We start from the raw sequence: 23893 nt of genomic DNA on the forward strand, positions 1-23893 counted from the left end.
CGCAAAGGACGCAAAGAAAAGCCGCAAAGTTTTCGAGACTTTGCGGCCTTCGTCTTGGCGGTGAACGTATTTGGGTTCTTCGAGCCGTTAAGCCGGCCTATCCGCCGATGTGAACCATGCTGCGGGAGGGCTTCAGGAAACCGGCTTCGCCGATGTGGTGGCGTGCTTCCTTCTTCGCAACCGTCGATAGGATGTAGTCGGTGAGGTCATCATCACTGCCGCCCCGCCGCATCACTCCGTGGAGATCGTGATCGAACTGCGAGAAGAGGCAGGTCCGGATTTTTCCGTCGGAGGTGAGGCGGATGCGGCTGCACTGTCCGCAGAAGGCCCGCGATACCGGCGCGATGATGCCTATCTCCCCGATGCCGTCGTCGAAGGTATAGCGGAGCGCCGTCTCGCTTGCGGTATTCGGTTCAAGGCGGACCAGGGGGCGCACCTGCGCAAGCTTGTCAAGCAGCTCGTCGACCGGAACTACCGTCTCCGGGCTCCAGATGCGATCTTCTTCGAGGGGCATGAACTCGATGAAGCGCACGATGACGTTCTCTTCGCGGGCGAAATGGGCGAAGGGAACGATTTGGTCGTCGTTGAAGCCGCGCAGCAGCACGCAGTTCACCTTAATGGGACCGAAACCAGCCTGCTTTGCCGCGCGAATACCTCTCAGGACGCGGTCGAAGCTGTCCGGCACCCGCGTGATGCGGGCGAACGTCGCTGGTTCAACCGCATCCATACTGACCGTAACGCGGCGGAGCCCGGCGGTTTTCAGCTTTACCGCATAGTCTTCGAGCAGATGTCCGTTGGTTGTAATGGCGATGTCGAGCGAGTCACCGGCGGGTGTGCGCAACGTGGCCAGCTCGCGAATCAGATCCGTGAGTCCGGTCCGCAGCAGCGGTTCGCCTCCGGTCAGGCGAACTTTATCGATTCCGAGGCCTACGAAGACCCTCACCATCCGCAGGTAATCCGCGATGGGCAGCTCTGGGAACTGCGCGCCTTCATTGCCGGTTCGGCAGTAGACGCACTTATAGTTGCATCGGTCGGTAATCGACACACGCAGGTCGGTAATTGCCCTGCCGTAGCTGTCAGTCAGCACAGCTGTATCTACGGAGGTCTTGGTGAGCGTAGTGGACATCCCTGTTCTCATCGTATTCGATGCGAATGGGAGCGAACAGCTTCAAACCGTCTTGGCGTGCGAGGTCTGGGCGGGAGCTTTAGAGTCGTAAAAACGCCTGTTACAGATCAGGCAGCGGTAGGGGTAGCGCCGCAGGGGTATGTATAGAACATCAAGCCAGCGAAAATGTGACTTTCGCAACGCTTTCTGCTCTAAGCACGATGGGCAATGGAGCCTGGCGTTTGCCATGGAAGGAGGTTTCCCTCTAAAAATTCAAAGTGTCAAAAAAGAACGCTTGATTCACTGTCTCACAGAAACATTTGCAGGTGCAATTGACTCCGGTCAATGAAATCGAGCATCCTCGTTTACCTTGGATGCAATGAAAAGCAAAAGGGAAATCCGAGGCGTTCACCCCCGGGGGCCAAAAGGCAAAGGAGCGCGTTCCGAAGGACGTATGTTCTTATTGTATCTTTCGCTTCCGTTTCAGCGCGATCGCCGGATTCTAAGCTGAAGATTCGGGACTGTCCCGCCAGGTCTGGCCGCAGGTATGGCACGACCATGTCTGTTTGGGCCAGGGAACCGGAACAGGCAGCAGAATAATCGATGCAAGGCCGACCCTGGTATTGATTCCCTCAAAGGTGATATCGAGCGACTGGCAGTGCGGGCACGCGGGCTGCTCGTAATCTTCCTCATCAACCTGGAGCGTAGCTGGAATCGGCTGCGCAAGAATCTCCTCAGCAGTCTCCACGTCGCCGGCCCTCACCTGGAGCCCCACACCGCCTACAACGTTCGACCACTTCCACAACATTCGCACCATATTCTCGTTGCTGAGGGAGGCCTCGATGCCAGCGGATTCGAGGACGGACTTTGCGAGCAGCGCCTCCGGAATCTCGGTAAACTGGCGAATCGTAACCAGGGGCAGCCAGCCGCTTGACTCACTGTCATCGATCAAGGGCGCCGGCATGCCTCGCCGTTCGAACTCTGCCCGCAGGGCCTGCTGTGCCGGCACGGTCAACGTATCGTATGTCAACCCTAGTTCGTTGAGTTCCGGCTCGGAAAGCGCGGCATAGTGCGCTGACAGTCTTTCCAACTCCTGCTCTGGATTCATCGAGTGAACTTTCAGGCTGATCTTACAGATGAGTGGGTGGCCCGAATCCCGGTGCGGATTTCTGCGCCTCTATCTTTTCGACGTTCTGTTCGAGAGAGGCAGCCTGCGGCAGGTAGTCGATGGCCTTGCTGATCAGGGGATCGGCAGCTGTTTTTATCCGGGCGCCCTCGAGCTGTCCGAATTGCGAGGAGAAAATACCGGCCCGAATGTTGTTCCTCAGCCAATCGGTGTTTTCCGCCAGTTGCTGGTCGGTCCAGGCGATGCTGCGTCCTGAGAGATAGCTCTTGAATTCGGCCAGTACACCGCTGTCCACCTGGAAGTCCTTCGTGATGGACTGGTTCGCAAGATAGTGGGCGGCGAAATGCACGAAGATGTCGTGCGCCAGCATGACCTGCTGGAAGCGGTTGAGCCGGGGCGTGGGAAGCTGCACATCCGGGGTGATTCCCCCTCCGCCGTACTCGGTACGGCCGGAATCCGTCAGCTTGACCTCGCGGTTCCCATCCTCCTTCGGCTTTTCACGATCGAAGTAATAGTCGAGCAGGGAAAGACCGTCGTAGCTGCGCTGGATCAGCCTACCGCTGGGCGTGTAATAGTGATAGGTCGTCAGCACCAATGCCGTGTTATCCGACATGGGGAACATGCTCTGCACGAGCCCTTTTCCGAATGTCGTTTCACCGACGATCAGGGCGCGGTCGTGATCCTGCAGCGCTCCGCTTACAATCTCAGCCGCCGACGCGGTGCCGCGATTGACGAGAACGACGATGGGATAGTTCCTGCCTCCGTTGCCGTGGGTCGCGCGAAAGATCTCTTCCGGCAGAGCGCGGCCACGTTGTGAGACCACGACCTGACCCTTCTGCAGAAATTTGTCGCAGGTGGCAACCGCCTGGACAACGATGCCGCCAGGGTTGTTGCGCATGTCGAAAATAAGGCCCTTCAGGCCGGGACCGAAGCTGTTGAGCGCATCGGACATCTCGCGCCCTGTCGTCTCCTGGAACTGTGACAGGTGGATATATCCGATACCAGGTCGAATCTCTTCCTTCAGGTCAACACTGGGCTGGGAGATCTCGGCGCGAATGAGGTCGACGGTAAAAGGCTGGTCTTTGCCTTCCCTGGAAAGCGTAACCCCCACATGGGTTCCGCGCGCTCCCTTGAGCATCGCCGAGGCATCGTCGACTGTAATGCCTGCCGTCGATTTTCCATCCACGGCAACCAGCTTGTCTCCGGGACGGATTCCCGCGCGGAAGGAGGGCGTGCCTTCATAAGGCGTGATCACGGTTATAGCGCCGTCTTCCTGGCCGATCATGATGCCGACGCCGTAGTATTCGCCGCGCTGTTCGTCGAGGCGGCGGGCGTACTCGACCGGATCGAGAAAGGTCGAATGCGGATCAAGCGTCCGCAGCATGCCGGGAATCGCGCCGTCGTAGATGGCCTTGTCGCCGTTCAGCGGTTCAGCATAATTCTGCTCGACTACGCTATAGACTTCGGCAAACGATCTGAGACTTTTATGTGCCTGGGATTCTTCCTTCTCAGACTGCGCGCCGACGCGATCGCAGATGAGCACCCCCGCGAGGCCGCAGGCCGTGAGGAAGACAAGAAGAGAAAAGACCGTACGCCGGGCATAGTGTGGCATTGTCAAAGCCTCACCTCGAATCTGGCGCTGAGTATAGCAAACGCAGCCGCTGGTCCGCGTTTGCTAGCTGTGGTATTCGTCGGACCCGCGCTTGAGGTAGCTGCCGTACAGTCCCAGGATGACTGCGGCGGTAAATGCCAGGACGTTGTAATAGAACATTGGGTGCAGCAGGTGCGGAGAGTAAGTCAGATCCTGACCGGACCACAGAAGCAGAAGGACCGAGAAGAAGCCGAACTGACCGGAGATAACCTGCAGGACTAGTCCCCACTGGCGGCGCTTCATCACGTTTTCTACGTCGTCGGGCGTCATATTCTGCTCGTCCATCGGGATGCTCAGGTTGGCCATGTTGCGCGTCTCTCTCCTTGCAGATTACAGAACCGGGATATCGGGGCGAAAATCTATGCCAGCCATTAAATCATGAAACTTAGATACTTGTGACCGTCTCCCGGTTTTCTTTCGCCTTCCTTCTAACGAAGGAAGGGCGTCACGGTCTTGCCGGACGCCCTTCGTTTTTGTCTTGCCTGCCACAGCGGCTACGCGGACTGCAGGAATGCTACCGATTGCAGGCCGGTGACCTCGAAACGCTTGCGGCAGCGAATGTTCTTGCAGGCGGCCATATCGTCTTTGCGGACCATGTAAGACTGCGCTTTTGCAAAACGGGCGCGGTCGCGGTCGTCGGCGTGCCGCGGCAGCGCGTTTTTCTTACGCCGGACCAGCCAGCCCAATTCATATTCCTCAGCCTTGCCGCAGTGCGGACAGGTAAGGGTGTGCTTCCGCTGTTCGGATCTCTCATCAAAAAAGTCACGCTCTTCCATGCCGGGCCAACCTCCATCTTTGTAACACCTTATTCTATGGAGAGAACGACCGTGCGGGAAGTGTTAGGGTTGGTCCAAGCGACAAATCCATGCCCAAGAAACGCCCTAAAAAGAAGACATTTTCCGCGGTGAAGGCTGTTAAGGCCAACGCCCGGGAGCGAGTCGGCCAGCCCAAAGCCGAGCGCGTGATTGCCGAAGTGCCGCGCGAGCAGAAGCGGAAGAGCAAGCACAAGGAGACACTTACAGATCTGCTGCGGGCTGAAGAATAGGAATTTACTTCGGGATTCGCGGTGCAGGGCGTATCCTCGGATGACGGTTATTCCGTCCGTCCGGGACGCTTCTATCCCTATTCGGCTCCCTCGTTCCTGGTGTTCTTCGGTTTCGAGTCTGCTCCACACCCCCCACACGCTAAAGAAACGAGAAACCATGCGCTCCGAACTGGTTTATTCCGCCGGCACCAGAATCCCGAACCGTTTTTTACTTTCGACGGTCGCGATCATGGCTGTCCGCAAGCTGCACGTGAACAGCACCCGTATTGAGGAAACAGCAAATCGTGTCTTCACCGACCTGGCAGGTGGTACCTTCACCGATGTCACCATGCCGCAGCTGAAACCTCAGCCTCTCGTTGATTCCGTCCTGGTTTCCGTCGCCGCATAGTTGATTCCCGCTTCGTCGGGCGATCTATACTCAGGCGATGAGTCAGCACTTCCTGAACATGATCCGTAAAGGGCAAACCGCGGAGATTGCCTCGGCTGTCGAGGAATCTCCCGAGCTTGCCCTCGCCCGCGATCCGCAAGGCGTGTCGGCATTGATGCTGGCCGTCTATACCGGACAGCCCATGATCCGGGACTTTCTCCTTGCCAAATGCGGCGACCTCGACATCTGGGAGGCAGCGGCCGTTGGCGACAGCCATCGCCTGCATACGCTGATCGCTTCAGATGCGATGATGGCCCGCGAAGTCTCCGGCGACGGCTGGCCCCCGCTGCACCTGGCTGCGGCTTTTGCCGATGCGGACACGGTGACCCTGCTGCTTGAACACGGAGCACACATTCACCAGGTTTCGCACAATCCCTTACGCAACCACGCGCTCCATGCCTGTATCGCGTTGAACGGATCCATTGACTCGGTGCGTGTTCTGATCGATGCTGGCGCCGATGTCAATGCGACCGCCGCAGGTGGATATTCCCCGTTGCACCAGGCTGCTGCTTCCGGCAAGAGTGAAGTGGTGCGTCTGTTGCTGCGCCACGGCGCGAAGAAAGATACAACCTGCGACAAGGGCAAGCTGCCGGTCGACTACGCGCGCGAGAGAAATCATCTCGACGCGGCTGCGCTGCTGGTTTGAAGGTAGCTGAACCTTGCATGTGATCTAACGCCTGCCTGGGCGCAGCCTCAGCTAACATGGAGGCGCTTGCCAACGCTTATATCGAGTGCGTCCTATGCGGAAGGTCCAGTACGGGGTGGCCGTCAGCTTGGACGGCTATATTGCGGGTCCAAATGGAGAAACAGACTGGATCAAGATCGATCCAGAGATTGATTTCTCCGCGATCTGGGCACAGTTCGACACCCTGCTGATGGGTAGAAAAACCTATGAGGCCGCGATGAAAAGGCTCGGGCGCGCAGCTTTTAGCGGGAAGGTTGTTTTCGTCTTTTCAAAGCATCTGGAGCCGCAAGGACATCCCGGCGTGACAATTGTTTCGGATCTAACCAGTTCATGGATACGGTCTCTGAAAAGCCAGCCGGGCAAGGACATTTGGCTGATGGGCGGCGGGACGGTCTTCCGGCATTTGCTCGACCTTGGCGAGGTGGATTCGATAAGCGTCACAATCCTCCCGATTCTCCTCGGTGAAGGAGTGCCGCTGATGCCGCCTCCTTACAAGCCGGCCACGCTCGCGCTTTCAGCGCATCGCGTCTACAAATCTGGCACCATTTCGGGCATTTACGAGATCAGTAAATAGCACTAGCAGGTGCCCGCCAGGGCCGCGAAGCGTCAACGGTCAGGCGCCGATCCAGCGCAGGATGAGCCCGGCGATAACTCCGCCAATGGCCGGTCCGAAGACGGGAATCGGAGCATAGCGAAAGTCCGACCCGCCTTTGCCTGCAATGGGCAGTATCGCATGCGCGAGGCGCGGGCCGAAATCGCGCGCGGGATTCATCGCATAGCCGGTTGTGCCTCCCAGCGACAGCCCGATACCCCAGACCACGCAGCTTACGAGATAGGGTGAAAGCCCTGCGGCAGCTCCGGTTGTCAGCACAAGCTTCGAGCTGATGGCGCCGATGACCACGATCAAGGTAGCAGTGGCGATGATCTCGCTCAGCAGATTCGCTGCGTACGAGCGGATCGCCGGGCGGGTACAGAAAACTCCAAGCTTTGCACCTGCGTCGTCGGAGACCTTCCAATGCGGCAGGTAGTGCAGCCATACCAGAACCGCTCCGGCAAAGCCGCCCGCGAGCTGCGCCAGGGCGTAGGGAAGCACCTTGCCGAAGCCGCCGCCCTTGACCCCCATGGCGAGGGTAATAGCCGGGTTCAGGTGTGCGTCAGTGCTGCCGAAGAGATTGGCTGTGAATATGCCGCAGAGCACGGCAAAGGCCCAGGCTGTGGTGATGGCCAGCCATCCGGCGTCTTCGGCCTTCGAGCGTTTGAGCAGCACGCCTGCCACCACGCCGTCGCCCAGCAGGATCATGACCAGGGTGCCGGCAAACTCGCCCAGCTCGGGCGAACGGGGAACGATCATGCCGCACCGCCGGGAAGATAAGCTTCAGCGAGTAGCCGGAAATCGGCCAGCTGGGCTGCGAGCCAGTGCTGATCTTCGCTAAGTTCCGAAGTCATGAGCATTGCCACGTCTTCGGCCATGGCAAGCGCAGCCGAGGTGTTAAGGAACAGCGCCCGGGTGCGCCGGGCAAGGACGTCTTCGACCGTGCGAGCCATCTCCTCCCGCACCGCCCATACGACCTCGGCGGCGATGTAAGGGAGATCGGGGTGGAGCTGGCGTTCGAGGCTCGGATTCTCGTCGATCAGGCGATGAATCTTCTCTGCATCCGAACCGTAGACGAGGAAATGATTAAGATGCGTTGTATCAGATGGATACCCATGGATCTTCAATTCGTGGGTGAGGCATTTGCGTTCTTCGAGACTGCCGAGGTTGATGGCATGATCGACGCAATCCTCGGCCATGTGCCTGTAGGTGGTCCACTTGCCGCCGACGATGGTCAGCAGCCCGCTGCTTTCGATGTGGATCGTGTGGTCGCGGGAGAGCGCAGAGGTCTTGGAGCCCATCCCGGCTTTTACCAGTGGCCGGATGCCCGTGTAGACGCTGAGAATGTCTTCCCGGAGCGGCGGACGGCTCAGATATTGTCCGGCGGTTTCGAGCACGAATTCGATCTCCTGCTCCAGCGGCCGCGGCTCGTAGGAAGGGCTGTCGATCGCTGTATCTGTCGTACCGACCACGGTGTGTTCGTGCCAGGGGATGGCGAACATCACGCGGCCGTCGCTGGTATGCGGAACCATGATGGCCGAATCGCCACGCAGGAACGATCGCTCGAAGACAAGATGGATGCCCTGGCTGGGCGCGACCATCGGCTCGGCTGACGGGTCGGAGAGCCTGCGGGTTTCGTCGGTGAAGATGCCAGTTGCGTTGATGACGACCCGGGCAGGGATATGAAAGGTGCCGCTGCCGGAGGAGCGGTCGACCACTTCGACTCCTGAAACAAAGCCGTCCTCGCCCCGTGGAATCGCCGTGACCTCGGCGTAGTTGAGCAGCGTCGCGCCGTGGTCGGCAGCCGTCATAATCAGGTGGATGAGCAGGCGCGAGTCGTCGAACTGGCCGTCGTAATACATGACGCCGCCGCGCAATCCATCGGTGCGGATCGTCGGCAGGCGCTCCAGGGTCTCTTCGCGCGAGAGAATGCGCGACTTGCCGAAGCCGTAGCGTCCGGCGAGCAGGTCGTAGACCTTCATCCCAATGCCGTAAAACGGAGCTTCCCACCATTCATAGTTGGGCACGACGAAGGCCAGGTCATGAACCAGGTGCGGCGCGTTGCGGCGCAGGATGCCGCGTTCTTTGAGCGCCTCCATAACCAGAGTGATGTTGCCTTGCTCGAGGTAGCGCACGCCTCCGTGAATGAGCTTGGTGCTGCGGCTGGAAGTCGCCTTGCCGAAGTCTTCGCGCTCGAGCAGCAGGGTTGAGAAGCCGCGCGTGGCCGCGTCCACCGCGACACCTGCGCCGGTGGCGCCTCCTCCGATAATGACAATGTCCCACGGCGTGGTGCGAGTGCGCAGGTTCTCGAGCATCTGTTCGCGCTTCATTCGGTCTCCCATCGTTTGGCGCGTTCCACTGCGTTCTGCCAGCGCTCGCGGGAGGCCTTGACGCTGGCACGGGCCATCTCGGGCTCGAAGCGTTGTTCGGGCTCGCGCAGTTTTACGATCTCTGCGGGACTCTCCCAGAAGCCGGTCGCGAGACCGGCCAGATAGGCCGCCCCCAAGGCGGTGGTTTCGATGACGCTCGGGCGAAGTACAGGGATACCGAGCAGTCCGGCCTGAAAGTGCATAAGAAGGTCATTGGCCGCCGCGCCGCCGTCGACGCGCAATTCGCTGGCTTCGCCCCCGGTGTCTTCATCCATGGCGGAGAGTGCGTCAGCGACCTGGAAGGCGATGCTTTCAAGGGCGGCCCGGGCGATGTGTCCGGGTTGGGTGCTGCGGCGCAGCCCGATAAGCAGTCCGGCGGCATGGGGATCCCAGTGCGGCGCTCCGAGGCCGACAAAGGCGGGTACGAAGACGACGCCGTCGGTATCCGTGACACTGGCGGCCAGAGACTCCACTTCAGATGACGTGCGGATCAGTCGCAGGTTGTCGCGCAGCCACTGCACCACCGCACCCCCGATGAAGATGCTGCCTTCGAGAGCATACTCGCGCTTGCGCTCTGTGCTGCAGATAAGGGTGGTGACCAGTCTCTTTTTCGAGAGCAGAAATTTTTCGCCTATGTTCTGCAGCAGGAAGCAGCCGGTGCCGTAGGTGTTTTTTGCCTGTCCCGGGGTGAGGCAGAGCTGGCCGAAGAGCGCGGCCTGCTGGTCACCCGCGATCCCTGCGATTTCAACCGACCCCAGGCCGAGCGTGGTGGTGACGCCTCCGAGCTTTTCGCTCGACCAGACGACTTCAGGCATCATGCTCTCCGGGATGTCGAGCAGCCTGAGAAGATCGGTATCCCATCGGCCTTCCACGATGTTGTAGAGCAGGGTGCGTGAGGCGTTGGTCTGGTCGGTGACATGGCGGCTGCCGCTGGTCAGATTCCAGACCAGCCAACTGTCGACGGTTCCGAAGGCCAGCTTGCCGGCTTCGGCGCGCTGTCGTGCTCCGGGCACATTGTCGAGGATCCAGGCGATCTTCGTGCCTGAGAAATAAGGATCGATGAGCAGCCCGGTCTTTTCGCGGATGCTCCGCTCGGCACCCTCCCGATTCAGCCGGTCGCAAAGGGAAGCGGTGCGGCGGTCCTGCCAGACGATGGCGTTATAAACCGGCTTGCCGGTCTCGCGGTCCCAGACAATGGTCGTTTCACGCTGGTTGGTAATGCCGATGGCTGCGATATCGCGAGGCCGGAGCTGGGCGCGGCCCAATACCTCGATCGCGCAACCGAGCTGCGAAGTCAGGATGTCGAAGGGGTCGTGCTCCACCCAGCCCGGTTTGGGATAAATCTGCCGGAATTCCTGGCGGGCTTCCGCATGAACCTTACCGTCATGGGTGAAGAGGATGGCCCGCGAGCTGGTGGTTCCCTGGTCAAGCGCGAGGATGAAGGACATGAGTAGCTGTCTTACATATTTGCAATGGAGATGGCAAGTGGCCCACAGGATTTAGGAGGCAGGCAGATTTCCAGACATCTATATAGCGCGGGTCTCCCATCTAAAACCCGCATGTTGTCTCGCAGGGTGAGCTACAGTTTTTGGAATGATAACCTTATGGTGTTGTTACGAAACAATCTGAACCGCTCATCCGTCCAACTGCAAAAGGCCATCCGACTGGTATAGCTGACGCAGGTTGATGCCAACGCTGAATCCCTGTCCTGAGCCGAGCAGGCACCGCCTGACCGGACAAGATATTTTAAATTTTGTGAATTGGCGCCGCGAAAGCGCGTCTTTACTAAAGCCTTCTGACGGTGCAAGACGACACAATGGAACAGAAACCGCCCGGTACACCCGTCCCCCCCGATCATCAACTGCCTTCCTCTGTGGAAGCGCCTCCACCACCAAAGAAAAAGAGCCGGCAGTGGCTATGGATTGTTCTCCTGCTGGGTTTCGCTTTGATCCTCGTTCTGGTGCTGCGTCACCATGGCGACTCGGAGAAACAGGCCGGCGGCAAGCAGGGCGGTGGCGGCAGGGGGCACGGCTTCCAGGGGCCGGTCACGCTGACTACAACGACCGCGAAAAAAGGCGATATCGGCGTTTATCTGGATGCCATCGGAACGGTCACGCCTGTCTATACCACCACGCTCTACAACCAGGTGACTGGCGTTATCACGAAGGTCTATTACCGTGAAGGTCAGTCGGTGCGGAAGGGCGATCCGCTGGTGGAGATCGATCCCCGGCAGTATGCTGCGCAGGTAGACGTCGCGGCGGGAACGCTCGAGCGCGACCAGGGCGTGCTGGCACAGGCGCAGATGGACCTTGAGCGCTACCAGGCTGCGTGGGCGAAGAACGCGATTCCCAAGCAGACGCTTGACGACCAGGAAAAGCTCGTTCTGCAGGACCAGGGACTGGTGAAATCCGACCAGGGCACGCTCGAATACGACAAAGTGCAGCTGAGCTATACGCACATTGTTTCGCCGATCAACGGCAAGGTGGGCCTGCGTCTGGTTGACCCGGGCAACCTGGTGCAGTCGAGCGGTTCGACAGCTCTTGCCGTGGTTACTCAGATGAATCCCATCACCGTGGTCTTCACCATCGCGCAGGATCATCTCAGCGACATCATTTCGCACATGCGCGGGACGGCGTTGACCGTCGATGCCTACGACCGGTCGCAGGAGAAGAAGCTCTCAACGGGCAAGCTGCTGGCTCTCGATAACCAGGTGGATACGACCACGGGCACCATCAAGTTGCGCGCGCAGTTCGACAACAGTAAAGAAGTCCTTTACCCGAACGAGTTCGTAAACACGCGCCTGCTGGTCGAAACCCAGCACAACATGACGCTGATTCCGTCGAATATCGTGCAGCACAACGGCGATGTGGCCTTCGTGTACGTGATCAAGGACGGCGTGGCCAAGATGCAGAAGGTCACCGAGGGCACGACGGACGCGGGACAGACAGCCGTGGAAGGCGTCGAGCCCGGCGATGTATTGGCTTCGAGCAGCTACGAGAAGCTGCAGGATGGCTCGAAGGTAGTCATCTCGAAGAAGCCTGTTCCCAAGAGCACAAGTGAGAGCGACGCACCGTGAGTCCGTCGCGCCCATTTATTCTGCGGCCGGTGGCAACCTCGTTGCTGATGGCCGCGATCCTGCTTGCCGGTCTGGTTGCCTTCACGCAGTTGCCTATCTCGGCGCTGCCTGAGGTCGACTACCCGACGATTCAGGTCCTCACGTTCTATCCGGGCGCGAGTCCTGAGGTCATGGCGCAGACCGTAACGGCTCCGCTCGAACGCCAGTTCGGCGAAGTGCAGGGCCTGAGCCAGATGACCTCGACCAGCTCGGGCGGCACGTCGGTGATCGTGCTGCAGTTCAACCTGTCTGAGAATATCGACGTCGCCGAAGAAGAGGTGCAGGCCGCCATCAACGCCGGGCAGAGCTTCCTGCCATCGGTGCTGCCTACTCCTCCTGTTTACAGCAAGACCAATCCTGCAGACGCCCCGGTCCTGACGATGGCCATTACGTCAGACACGATGCCGCTTTCGCAGGTGGAAGATCTCGTCGATACGCGTCTGGCTCCGAAGATCTCGCAGCTCAGCGGCGTCGGTCTTGTAAGCATCAGCGGCGGGCAGAAGCCCGCGGTGCGCATCCAGGTGGACCCTGCCCAGCTCGCCTCCTATGGCATCAACATGGAGGATGTGCGCACGGCCCTCACCGATGCCAGCACGAACACCGCGAAGGGCAACTTTGACGGCTCGCACCAGGATTTCCAGATCGATGCGAACGATCAGCTGCAGACCAGCGCCGACTACAAGAAGGTAGTCATTGCGTATCGCAATGGCGCACCTGTCTTCGTAAAAGATGTCGCCAACGTTGTCGACGGTGTCGAGAACAGCAAGCAGGCTGCGTGGATGAACAACACGCCGGCTGTCGTCCTCAACGTACAGAGGCAGCCGGGCGCGAACACCATCAGCGTGGTCAAGAGCATCAAGAAGCTGATGCCGCAGCTGCAGGCGAACCTGCCCGCGGGCATCAAGGTCACCACGCTCACCGATCTTACGACCTCGATCCAGGCATCGGTCGACGACGTCGAGTTCGAACTGATGCTGACCATTGCGCTGGTCGTGATGGTGATCTTCCTCTTCCTGAGGAATATCTACGCCACCATCATTCCCAGCGTGGCCGCGCCGCTGTCACTGATCGGCACCTTCGCCGTGATGTACATGCTCGGCTACTCGCTCGACAACCTGTCGCTGATGGCATTGACCATCTCAACAGGTTTCGTCGTTGATGACGCGATCGTGATGATCGAGAACATCTCGCGTTATCTCGAAGAGGGCGATCCGCCGATGGAGGCCGCGCTCAAGGGCGCAGGGCAGATCGGCTTCACCATCGTTTCGCTGACGGTTTCGCTGATCGCCGTGCTCATCCCCTTGCTTTTCATGGGCGATGTCGTGGGCCGTCTCTTCCGCGAGTTCGCAGTGACGCTGGCGGTAACGATCGTGATCTCGGCGGTGGTTTCGCTGACTCTTACGCCAATGATGTGCTCGCGCATTCTGCGGCACAATCCCGAAGCAACGCAGGGACGTTTCTACCGGGCTTCCGAGAACGTCTTCAATGCGATGATCCGCTTCTACGGGCGGACGCTCAGCTTCGTGCTTCGCTACCAGACGATCACGCTGCTGGTAGCGCTGGCAACGCTGGTGCTGACCGTTCTGATGTATATCGCGATCCCGAAGGGCTTCTTCCCGGTGCAGGATACCGGCGTGATCCAGGGTATCTCGCAGGCTCCGCAGTCGATTTCCTTCCCGGCGATGGCTGATCTTCACAAGCAGCTTGCGAAGATTATCCTGGAAGATCCGGCGGTCGAGAGTCTCTCTTCCTTTATCGGCGCGGACGGTACCAACACCACGCTGAACAGCGGACGCTTCTCCATCAACCTTAAGCCGAAAGATCAGCGCGACCTCAGCGCCTCCGATGTGATTCGCAGGCTGCAGAGGAACCTCTCCGGCATAAAGGGGATAACCCTTTATATGCAGCCAGTGCAGAACATCACGGTAGACGATCGTGTAAGCCGCACCCAGTATCAGTACTCGCTCGAAGACCCGGATATCAACGAACTGAACGAGTGGACCAACCGCTTCGTCGACAGACTAAAGAAGATCCCAGAACTTGAAGACGTCGCGACCGACCAACAGACCGGAGCCAGCGCTGTCTCCCTGATGATCGACCGCATCACGGCATCGCGCCTCGGCGTCGCGCCTGCGACCGTGGACAACACCCTGTATGACGCTTACGGCCAGCGCCAGATCAGCACGATGTACACGCAGTTGAACCAGTATCACGTGATCCTTGAAGCGAAGCCGCAGTTTCAGCAGGATCCGGCGCAGTTGAACAAGCTGTTCATCCAGTCCGGTGCCTCGACAGGAACCAGCGGCCCCGGAGCCTCGACCTCCTTTGCTGCTTCTGGCTCTGCGTCGGCAGGCTCGAACGCAACGACCACTTCTGTGCAGTACACGCCGTCGTCTGACGTACTGACACCGCCGACCCGTGCGCTTTCCGGCACGAGTTCGTCTACGGCAAGTCCGACTCTCACCAGTTCTTCAGTGGGAGGTATCAACGCGGTGCCGCTCGGCGTCTTCGCGCAGATGTCGAAGACGACGGAAGCTCTCTCGATTGCACACCAGGGCCAGTTCCCAGCGGTGACGGTGTCGTTCAACCTTGCTCCGGGCGCATCGCTCGGAACAGCGATCGATGAGATCACCAAGGTCCAGAAGGATATCCACTTCCCGCCAAGCCTGCAGGCAGACTTCCAGGGAACTGCCGCCTCGTTCCGCAACTCGCAGTCGAACGAAGCAATCCTGATTCTGGCCGCTCTGGTCACGGTGTACATCGTGCTCGGTGTGCTTTATGAGAGCTTCATTCACCCGATCACGATTCTTTCCACGCTGCCTTCGGCCGGTGTGGGAGCGCTGCTCGCGCTCATGCTCTTCCACCAGGATCTGAGCGTGGTGGCCATCATCGGCATCATCCTGCTGATCGGTATCGTGAAGAAGAACGGTATCATGATCGTCGACTTCGCGCTCGAAGCCGAGCGCGATCACGGGAAGACCTCGACCGAGGCGATCTACGAGGCCAGCCTGCTGCGCTTCCGCCCGATCATGATGACCACCATGGCGGCGCTGCTGGGCGGCGTGCCTCTGGCGCTGGGCAATGGCATCGGTTCGGAGCTGCGCCGTCCGCTGGGTATTTCGATGGTCGGCGGTCTGCTGCTGAGCCAAATCCTGACCCTTTACACGACTCCGGTTATCTACATCTTCTTCGATAACCTGGGCCGCAGAATCTCCGGCAAGCCGGTGGATCGCAGCCTGCCGCCGAAAGTGGAGGATGTTCACCACCCATGAACATCTCCGCCCCATTCATTCGACGCCCCGTAGCCACCACGCTGCTGACCATTGCCGTGGCGATTGCGGGCGCGGTCGGATTTACCGTGTTGCCGGTTTCACCGCTGCCGCAGGTGGATTTCCCCACCATCTCGGTGCAGGCGTCGCTGTCGGGCGCCAGCGCGGAGATCATGGCTTCCTCGGTTGCCACGCCGCTTGAGCGCCAGTTCGGCCATATCGCCGGCGTGACGGAGATGACCTCGTCGAGCCAGCTCGGCAGCGTCAGCATCAATATTCAGTTCGATCTGAACCGCAACATCGACGCCGCGGCGCGCGACGTCGAAGCCGCCATCAACGCGGCGCGCAGCTACCTGCCCACCAATTTGCCGGGCAATCCGACTTACCGCAAGGTCAACCCGGCCGATGCGCCGATCATGATCATCGGCCTCACCTCCGATGTATATGACCGCGCCAAGCTGTACGACGAAGCCTCGACGGTGATGGAGCAGAAGCTCTCGCAGGTGCAGGGCGTCGGCCAGGTGGTCGTCGGCGGCGGCGCGCAGCCCTCGGTGCGTGTCGAGGTCAATCCCACGCTGCTGAACAGCATGGGCCTGACGCTGTCGAGCATTCAGTCGATTCTCAGCGTACAGAACTCAGATCTTGCACGTGGACAGATCTCCGACGGCAAGCACAGCTACGACATCATCACGAATGGCCAGATGCGCCATGCCGACCAGTATGCGCCGCTTATCGTCGGCTATCACAACGGCCATGCTGTGCGTCTCTCCGATGTTGCCGAGGTCATCGACTCCACTTCAGACGTGCGCAATGCCGGATATCTGAATGGAAAGATTTCGATCCCGATCATCATCTTCCGCCAGCCGGGCGCGAACATCATTCAGACGGTTGACCGTATCCGTGCGTCGCTGCCGTTCCTGAAGGCGACGATCCCGCAGGGAATCGAGATGACCGTGGTGATGGACCGCACCACGACCATCCGCGCCTCGGTTACGGACGTCGAGCGATCGCTGATTATCTCGATCGTGCTGGTGATCTTCGTCGTCTTTATCTTCCTGCGCTCACCGCGTGCGACGTTGATTCCGAGTGTTGCCGTTCCCGTATCGCTGATCGGTACGTTTGCCGTGATGTACCTGCTCGGCTTCAGCCTCGACAACCTGTCGCTGATGGCGCTGACCATCTCGACCGGCTTCGTGGTGGATGACGCGATCGTGGTGATGGAGAACATCACGCGCCACCTGGAAGACGGCATGAAGCCGTTTCCCGCGGCGCTGAAGGGTGCAAAGGAGATCGGTTTTACCGTCTTCTCCATCAGCGTGTCGCTGGTGGCGGTGTTCATTCCCATTCTGATGATGGGCGGCATCGTCGGCAGGCTTTTCCGCGAGTTTGCCGTGACGCTTTCGACCGCGATCCTGGTATCGATGGTCATTTCGCTGACCACCACGCCTATGATGTGCGCGCATCTGCTGAAGGCGCACGACAATGAACGGCATGGGCGCCTTTACCAGTGGAGCGAAAAGTTCTTCGACGGCATGCTCTTCGGCTATCGCAAGAGCCTGGAGTGGGTGCTTGAGAATCCGGGCCTCGTGCTCGTCATTCTCTTCATGGTGGTTGCGCTGAACGTGGTGCTGATTGCGAAGATTCCGAAAGGCTTCTTCCCGCAGCAGGATACGGGTGCGCTTGTCGGTGGCATTCAGGGCCCGCAGGACGCCTCTTTCCCGATCATGGATAAGTCCATCAAAGCGCTCGTCGGGGTGGTGAAGAAAGATCCGGCGGTCGCCAACGTGATCGGTTACGTTGGCAAAGGCAACGGCGGCTTCATGTATGTCGCCCTCAAGCCGCTGGACCAGAGAAAGATCGGGGCTGCAGAAGTTATCAATAGACTGCGACCCAAGATGAACCGTCTGCCCGTTGCCCAGGCCTTTCTGCAGGCAGCGCAGGATATCCGCATCGGCGGCCGCGGCAGCAACGCGCTGTACCAGTACACACTGCAGGGAGATAGCTTCAGCGATCTCGCTCACTGGGGACCGATTCTTCTGGCGGAGATGAAGAAGCTCCCGGGCCTGCAGGACGTGAACACCGACATGCAGAATGGCGGCCTGAGCGAATACCTGGACTACGACCGTGCCACGGCGGCGCGTCTCGGTATTACGACGACCGGTATCAACTCTGCGCTGTACTCGGCCTTTGGGCAGGAGCAGGTGTCGCTGATCTATACCGAGTTGAACCAGTACTACGTGGTGATGGAAGTCGCACCGCCGTACTGGCAGACCCCGGAGGGTCTGAAAGACATCTATCTCAACACGGCAGGCACGCCGACAGGCACAATTCCGCTGGCCGCAATTACAAAAGCAGAGCAGACGACAACTCCTTTGCAGTTAGCGCATACCGGCCTGTTTCCATCCACGACGATCTCGTTCAACCTTGCCCCGAATGTTTCGCTGAGCCAGGCTACGGAGCGTATCCAGGAGATGCAGGACAAACTGGGAACGCCGCAGAGCATTCACGGTCAGTTCTCGGGAACGCTACAGGCATTTCAGCAATCGCTCAGTACTGAGCCAATGCTGATTCTCACGGCTCTGCTGGCGGTCTACATCGTGCTTGGCATCCTGTACGAGAGCCTGGTGCATCCGCTTACGATTCTTTCGACTCTGCCTTCGGCCAGTGTCGGCGCGGTGCTGGCGCTGATGCTGTTCGGGGTCGACCTGAATGTGATCTCGATCATCGGCATCATCCTTCTTATCGGTATCGTGAAGAAGAACGCCATTATGATGATCGACTTTGCCCTGCAGGCAGAGCGCGAGCAGGGAATGACGACGGATAAGGCGATTTTTGAGGCTTGCATGCTGCGCTTCCGCCCGATTCTAATGACGACCATGGCGGCTCTGTTCGGTGCGCTGCCTCTGGCCTTTGGAACGGGAACGGGGTCGGAGCTGCGCAGGCCACTTGGCATCACGATTGTCGGCGGCCTCATTATGAGCCAGCTGCTGACGCTTTACACGACGCCGGTCGTTTACCTCTTCCTTGATCGCCTGCGCCTGCGTGTGATGGGCAAGCATCATGACACCTTCCATCCGGCGACGGGGGACCTTGGATGATGGACGCGGCTACTGATCGAAACGGAAAGCTCTGTATGAAGCGAACGAAACAACAAGCGGCATCGGCCTTTTGCCTGGGACTTGTGGCTTTGCTGGCCGGGTGCAATGTCGGGCCCAAATATCGTCCTCCCTCGGCGCCCGCCCCGGTGGCTCCCGCCTACAAGGAAACGCCTGCCAATTTTCAGGATGCTGACGGCTGGAAGGTGGCCAACCCCAACGACGCGATGCTGCGCGGCAAATGGTGGGAGATTTACAACGAGCCTGAACTCAATTCGCTCGAAGAACAGCTCAACATCAACAACCAGAACATCAAGGTCTACTTCGAGAATTACATGGCCGCCCGCGCCATGACTCGCCAAGCTAAGGCTCAGTACTGGCCTACAGTAACGACGAACCCCTCCTGGCAGCGTTCGCGCTCTTCGGCGAACCTGACAAACTCCTCCAACGCAAATACCGGCCAGCAGAGCACGACCTGGGCCTTTCCATTTGACGTTTCCTGGGAGCCGGATTTCTTCGGCAAGATCCGCAATGAAGTACGTGAAGCCGAATATGCCGCGCAGGTAAGCGCCGCGGACCTGGCAAATGAGCAGCTCGTCGAGCAGGCATCTCTGGCCGAATACTATTTCGAGCTTCGCGGGCAGGACGCGTTGCAGAAAATCCTCGACGACACCGTCGAAGCGGACAAGAAGGCCCTCGAGTATAACCAGAATCAGTACGACACCGGTGTCGGCGATTACATCTCCGTCGTTGAGGCGAAGACAACCCTGCAGACGGCCGAGTCGCAGTCCCTGAACCTTGGCGTGTCGCGTGCGCAGTATGAGCACGCCATCGCGATGCTTATCGGAAAGCCGGCGACAGACTTCAAGCTCGCAGTAGAGCCCAAGCTGATCAAGCCTCCCGCAGTCCCAGTTGGCGTGCCTTCAAAACTGTTGGAGCGCCGCCCGGACGTTGCGGCAGCAGAACGAACGGTCGCAGAAGACAACGCTACCATTGGCATCGGCTACGGAGCCTTTTTCCCCGATGTCACGCTGTCGGCTACCGGAGGTTTCGAGGCTTCGCAGTTCCAGCACTGGTTCGACTGGCCGAGCCGCCTCTGGTCGATCGGTCCTTCGATCTCGCAGACAATCTTCAACGGCGGGCTGTATCGCGCCGAGCTGAACCAGTACGTCGCGACCTATAACGCCAACGTTGCCACCTACCGGCAGACGACCCTGACCGCTTTCCAGCAGGTTGAGGACTATCTTGCGGCGACCAGCATCCTGTCGAACCAGATCCTCAAGCAGCAGCAGGCGGTCGATTCTTCGAAGCAGTATCTCGACCTCGAGATGCAGCGCTACCAGATGGGCATCGATCCCTATCTCGATGTGACTGTCGCGCAGACCACCCTTCTGAGCAATCAGCAGACGCTTGCGACCCTGCAGGTACAGGTCGCGACGGCGTCGGTGGAACTGGTGCAGGCGCTTGGCGGCGGATGGGATCGCGCGGATCTTCCTACTCCGCAGCAGACCGCTGTGAAGCCTAAGAAGGGCGAGTACAGCTACGAGAGATAAAGACAGCCCCGCATCTCGTGCTTGGGATGCGGGACTGTCTGCTTAATTAGCTGAGGATGGGCGGTTGAAGTCCGGCCGCGAAGGCGAGCACGCATCTTCAAGCCAGCGGCTCACATAGAGGCTGGCATGAGCTTCACCGCAATAATGACGAGTACCCGGTTGTGACGCGGCTTCGTTATCCCACCTGCGGATCTTCAACTCATCGCTGTTGCACTGAATCATGAACCAGTGCACTGGATTGGAACTTTCGGTTCCGCAGATCTCACATTGAAATCGCGTAACAGCGGACATGATGGACCTTTCTGGCGGCAGTTGCCTGGGTGCCGCATCCTTCGTATGAGCGCAAGGATAATTGAAAGCGTCACGTGGAAACAAAAACTGATATCGAGATTTGTCCAAGGAATCAGGAATTTAAAGAAGAGCGGCGCCCATCCCGGTCCAAGGACTGTTTCTCGGAAAGAAATGCCGGGCCCTGGGGCCCGGCATTTTTCCGCAAAGAGCGAAGGCTTTAGCGTTTCAGGTGAAAGCCGGTGAAGGTGATGCCGGCCTTGGCCATGAAGCCTCCCGACCAGTCGCCATCGGTCTGTTTCGATGCCACGTATTCCGCGGGAATCAGCTGGAAGCTCACGGATTTGCTCAGCCTGGAGTTGACGCCGATTCCCCCGGCAGTCGAGGCCATCCAGTTGATATAGCCATCTCGCGAGTCACGCACCGCGCCGCCTTCGGTAAATACGAATGGCTGCAGGTGATGACGGGGAGCAAGAGTCCACTCCGGGCCGCCCATGAACGCACGGACATTCTCTCCGGCATGAGCGTGGTAGTTTCCCAGATCGTCAAATTCGCCGATCGCACTAAGGTGCCTGGTGAAGTAGTACTGCGGCATCGCATACCATCCGATGGTGTAGGTATTTGCTACCCCAGGGGTATTCAGCAGGTCTGTTTGCAGATAGCTGAAGCCGGCTGAAAATGCCACTTTCGGCGTCGAAAATTCCATCGGTTTTTGGGTTCCGGCGGTCGAAGACATCGAACTGGAAGTGATTTGAGAATTCTGCTGAGGCCCCGTTGTTGAATCTGCCTGTTGTGCGTGGGTGGAAGCGGCAAGAGACCCTGCAATCACTGCAGTGCAAAGCAGTTTGTACAGCATGAAACAACCAATCCCTGGAGCTATCCCCGTACGACAGCTCCGTGTGTATTTACGTCCTGTTAACAGAGATTGGTATGGGAGGGCATCGGTTGGTTTGTTTTTTACCAGTGAACCAAGTTTGATTACCGGTAAAAAATTGCATCCATGCGGGTTGCCTGGGATTACAGCAGGCCGTCACATTGCGGCGCAATTTCTGCGGAAAACTTCCCGTCGAGCCAGGGTCTCGATCTCTAGAGGTGGATCTCCGGCTGGTGATGCCCCATGGCTCGGAATCCAGACATGGGGCGCCCGTGTCATTCTTTTAGTAGCCTTGTTTCTTCTCGACCACATTCCTTAGCGGTTCGCTTTTTTCGAACCTTCCGTACTGCTCGATGAAAAAGCGCATGGCGTCGTCTAGCCACGTGGTTGTGTTGTCGGCGCAGTGCGGCGAAAGCAGCAGATTGTCGAGCTGGTAAAAAGGGTGGCCCGCAGGCAGCGGTTCCGTCTCGAAGACGTCGAGTCCCGCGCCCTTGATGGTTTTTTCCTTCAGTGCTTTCAGAAGCGGCCGCTCGTCGATGACGGGTCCGCGACCTACATTAATGACAACGGCTGAAGGCTTCATCGCGGCGAATTCGGCGTCGCTTACCAGATGGTGGGTTTCCGGTGTAAGCGGCGCGGCGACGATCACGTAGTCGCACTTCGCAATCAGCTTGCATCGGTCTTCCACCGGGTAGAACTTTGCGATCAGCGGATCGGGCTCGTCGGGCAGGCTGCGCTTGGTGGCGAGAATGCGCATGCCCATGGCGTGCAGGCGCGTGGCGATGGCCCGGCCGATGTCTCCGTAGCCCAGGATGCCGGCGGTCTGGCCGGCGATCTCTTCCACCTCGAACTGCGACCAGACGCCCGCGATCTGGTTGCGGCGCATACGCGCGAAGTCCTTGGCGAAATAAAGCACCGCGCCCAGCACAAACTCACCGAGCGACTGGCTGAAGACGCCCTTGCCGTTGGTCAGCGTGACGGAGCTTTGCACCAGCTCGGGGAAGAGAACGGCATCGAGTCCTGCGGAGCGGGAGTGAACCCAGCGCAGTTTGGGGCAGGCATCGAAGACAGTCCGAAGCATGGCTCTCGAACCGTTCCAGTTGAGAAGCACTTCGGCCTCTGCGGCGGAGGAGCCGAAGGCGGCGGTATCGGCTCCGATGATGTGGTGGATGTCCTTGAGTTTGGCGAACTGGGGCTCCTGGCTTTTGGCCAGCACGAGTACGGGCTTCTTGTCGCTCATACTTCGAGCGTAACGTTTTGTTGGACCTGAAGGGAAGCGCTTGCCGGATTGTGTCCGAAAACGGACAGCCGGATACAGATGTGGGCAGTGGCTTTTTCGCCGAGGAGTCACAAGCCGGTACAAGTGGCTTATTATGAGCAGCTTGCCTGTCGCGGAAAAATGGCCGTCGGCGTGCAATTCTTTGGGCGTGATGGATATCGCACGGCCTGACATTCGGAAAAAGAAGCTTCGCCGCAACCTCGTATGGGGAGCGGCTGCGGTGGTTGTAGTCATTGCTGCGGCGGTTGGGGTGTATCGCCTCAAACCGGCCGCCCCAACAGTAGACGCGAGCACGATCTGGCCGGACACGGTGAAACGCGGGCCGATGGTGCGCCAGGTTCGCGGCCTGGGAACGCTGGTTCCGCGCGAGGACTCGATCGAGCTGATTCCTGCGCAGACCGACGCGACCGTGGTGCGCATCCGGGTGCTGCCCGGCACCAAGGTCACCCCGGATACGATCCTGATGGACCTCGCGGCTCCGGAGCTGCAGCAAAAGCTGCTCGATGCGCAGTTGCAGCTGAAGGGCGCGCAGGCCGATTACAAGAGCCTGCAGGCGACCCTGGCCAGTACGCTCATGGACAAGAAAACGGCTGCCGCCCAGGTCAACGCGGATTACGCACAGGACCAGCTGCAGGCGCAGACAGACAAGAAGCTCTATGACCTGGGCGTGATCTCGGGACTGGCTTACAGCAAGTCGAAGGGCACTGCCGACCAGCTCAACACGCAGCATGAGCTGAGCCAGCAGCAGGTCGAGACCAATCAGCACGCCATCGAAGTGCAGCTTGCCTCTTCCCAGGCGAAGATCGAGCAGGCGAAAGCGCTCCTCGATCTCTACCAGAAGCAGGAGAACGCGCTGCAGGTGAAGGCGGGCATCTCCGGCGTGCTTTCGACGCTGGCCACGCCGGTGGGAGTGGGGCAGCATGTGACTGCGGGCACTTCGGTGGCCGAGGTCGTGCAGCCGGACAAGCTGAAGGCCGCTCTGAACATTGCCGAGACCCAGGCGCACGACATCCAGTTGGGCCAGGTGGCAGAGGTCGACACGCATAATGGCATCGTTACCGGCCACGTTACCAGAATTGATCCAACAGTATTGAACGGAACGCGCGTCGTTGACGTAACTATGGATGGCGCGCTTCCTCCGGGGGCGGTGCCGCAGTTGAGTGTGGATGGAACCGTCGATCTGGAAAGGCTTTCCGATGTTCTCTACGTGGGCCGTCCGGCCTTCGGTAATGAGAACAGCACGATCAGCCTCTTCAAGCTCGGGCCGGATGGCAAGACAGCAGAACGGGTGCAGGTAAAGGTAGGAAAGGTGTCGGTCACACAGATCCAGATTCTCGAAGGACTGAAAGAAGGCGACCGCGTCATCCTTTCGGATATGTCGCGATACGACGGCACAGACCGGGTTCGTTTGGATTAGCCA

At 59.2% G+C, this 23893-nt stretch carries 19 protein-coding genes; 9 read left to right on the forward strand and 10 right to left on the reverse strand.

All coding sequences use genetic code 11. From position 1 onward, the window contains the following. Positions 1-97: 97 nt before the first annotated feature. From moaA to LJD29_RS17525, 5 genes are all read right to left on the reverse strand, one after another. Complete coding sequence (gene moaA, locus LJD29_RS17505; protein ID WP_446742854.1) at positions 98-1126, reverse strand: GTP 3',8-cyclase MoaA; 1029 nt, start codon at positions 1124-1126, stop codon at positions 98-100. Between the two features lie 481 nt (positions 1127-1607). Continuing rightward, the gene (locus LJD29_RS17510; RefSeq protein WP_446742855.1) at positions 1608-2213 is read right to left on the reverse strand and encodes a putative signal transducing protein; all 606 of its coding nucleotides are present in this window, start codon (positions 2211-2213) and stop codon (positions 1608-1610) included. Positions 2214-2235: 22 nt separating this feature from the next. Beyond that, entirely contained in the window at positions 2236-3843 is a 1608-nt protein-coding gene (locus LJD29_RS17515; protein ID WP_446742856.1) for a S41 family peptidase, read from the reverse strand. Positions 3844-3906: 63 nt separating this feature from the next. Continuing rightward, positions 3907-4188, reverse strand: coding sequence for a hypothetical protein (locus LJD29_RS17520; RefSeq protein ID WP_446742857.1), 282 nt, complete (start codon positions 4186-4188; stop codon positions 3907-3909). 188 nt (positions 4189-4376) lie between these two features. Next, positions 4377-4658: a hypothetical protein gene (locus LJD29_RS17525; RefSeq protein ID WP_446742858.1), complete on the reverse strand. Its 282-nt coding sequence runs from the start codon at positions 4656-4658 to the stop codon at positions 4377-4379. Between the two features lie 89 nt (positions 4659-4747). On the opposite strand from LJD29_RS17525, the gene LJD29_RS17530 reads away from it, so the two are divergent. The 4 genes from LJD29_RS17530 (at position 4748) to LJD29_RS17545 (ending at position 6613) form a co-directional block, all read left to right on the forward strand. Next, positions 4748-4927 (forward strand): hypothetical protein, encoded by a 180-nt coding sequence (locus tag LJD29_RS17530; RefSeq protein ID WP_446742859.1) that lies wholly within the window; start codon positions 4748-4750, stop codon positions 4925-4927. Between the two features lie 157 nt (positions 4928-5084). Then, positions 5085-5315: a hypothetical protein gene (locus LJD29_RS17535; RefSeq protein WP_446742860.1), complete on the forward strand. Its 231-nt coding sequence runs from the start codon at positions 5085-5087 to the stop codon at positions 5313-5315. Between the two features lie 37 nt (positions 5316-5352). Further along, positions 5353-6000, forward strand: a complete 648-nt coding sequence (locus LJD29_RS17540; RefSeq protein ID WP_446742861.1) for an ankyrin repeat domain-containing protein — start codon at positions 5353-5355, stop codon at positions 5998-6000. A gap of 94 nt (positions 6001-6094) precedes the next feature. Further along, entirely contained in the window at positions 6095-6613 is a 519-nt protein-coding gene (locus LJD29_RS17545) for a dihydrofolate reductase family protein (RefSeq protein ID WP_446742862.1), read from the forward strand. A 39-nt stretch (positions 6614-6652) separates the two neighbouring features. Here the strand turns inward: LJD29_RS17545 and LJD29_RS17550 are convergent, their stop codons facing one another. Genes LJD29_RS17550 through glpK form a run of 3 tightly spaced genes read right to left on the reverse strand, consistent with a single transcriptional unit; the run spans position 6653 to position 10448 of the window. Further along, positions 6653-7390 (reverse strand): MIP/aquaporin family protein, encoded by a 738-nt coding sequence (locus LJD29_RS17550; protein WP_446742863.1) that lies wholly within the window; start codon positions 7388-7390, stop codon positions 6653-6655. After that, complete coding sequence (locus LJD29_RS17555) at positions 7387-8961, reverse strand: glycerol-3-phosphate dehydrogenase/oxidase (protein WP_446742864.1); 1575 nt, start codon at positions 8959-8961, stop codon at positions 7387-7389. The genes LJD29_RS17550 and LJD29_RS17555 overlap by 4 nt, the downstream gene beginning before the upstream one ends. Then, positions 8958-10448: a glycerol kinase GlpK gene (gene glpK / locus LJD29_RS17560; RefSeq protein WP_446742865.1), complete on the reverse strand. Its 1491-nt coding sequence runs from the start codon at positions 10446-10448 to the stop codon at positions 8958-8960. Before glpK ends, LJD29_RS17555 begins: the two co-directional genes overlap by 4 nt. Positions 10449-10816: 368 nt before the next feature. Between glpK and LJD29_RS17565 the strand changes: the two genes are divergently transcribed. From LJD29_RS17565 to LJD29_RS17580, 4 genes are read left to right on the forward strand one after another with little or no spacing between them, the layout of a single operon-like run. Continuing rightward, entirely contained in the window at positions 10817-12076 is a 1260-nt protein-coding gene (locus LJD29_RS17565) for an efflux RND transporter periplasmic adaptor subunit (RefSeq protein WP_446742866.1), read from the forward strand. Then, positions 12073-15387 (forward strand): efflux RND transporter permease subunit, encoded by a 3315-nt coding sequence (locus tag LJD29_RS17570; protein WP_446742867.1) that lies wholly within the window; start codon positions 12073-12075, stop codon positions 15385-15387. The genes LJD29_RS17565 and LJD29_RS17570 overlap by 4 nt, the downstream gene beginning before the upstream one ends. Then, a complete protein-coding gene (locus tag LJD29_RS17575) occupies positions 15384-18482 on the forward strand; it encodes a multidrug efflux RND transporter permease subunit (RefSeq protein WP_446742868.1) in 3099 nt (1032 codons plus the stop codon). The genes LJD29_RS17570 and LJD29_RS17575 overlap by 4 nt, the downstream gene beginning before the upstream one ends. Positions 18483-18517: 35 nt before the next feature. Then, positions 18518-20032 (forward strand): efflux transporter outer membrane subunit, encoded by a 1515-nt coding sequence (locus LJD29_RS17580; protein WP_446742869.1) that lies wholly within the window; start codon positions 18518-18520, stop codon positions 20030-20032. Positions 20033-20540: 508 nt separating this feature from the next. Here LJD29_RS17580 and LJD29_RS17585 read toward each other — a convergent pair. After that, complete coding sequence (locus tag LJD29_RS17585) at positions 20541-21026, reverse strand: hypothetical protein (RefSeq protein ID WP_446742870.1); 486 nt, start codon at positions 21024-21026, stop codon at positions 20541-20543. Between the two features lie 451 nt (positions 21027-21477). Beyond that, on the reverse strand, positions 21478-22434 hold the full coding sequence (locus LJD29_RS17590) for a D-2-hydroxyacid dehydrogenase (protein WP_446742871.1): 957 nt from the start codon (positions 22432-22434) through the stop codon (positions 21478-21480). A gap of 133 nt (positions 22435-22567) precedes the next feature. Between LJD29_RS17590 and LJD29_RS17595 the strand changes: the two genes are divergently transcribed. Next, complete coding sequence (locus LJD29_RS17595; protein ID WP_446742872.1) at positions 22568-23890, forward strand: efflux RND transporter periplasmic adaptor subunit; 1323 nt, start codon at positions 22568-22570, stop codon at positions 23888-23890. Positions 23891-23893: the final 3 nt, after the last annotated feature.

The sequence above is a fragment of the Silvibacterium acidisoli genome (assembly GCA_022870745.1).
GTDB lineage: Bacteria > Acidobacteriota > Terriglobia > Terriglobales > Acidobacteriaceae > Silvibacterium.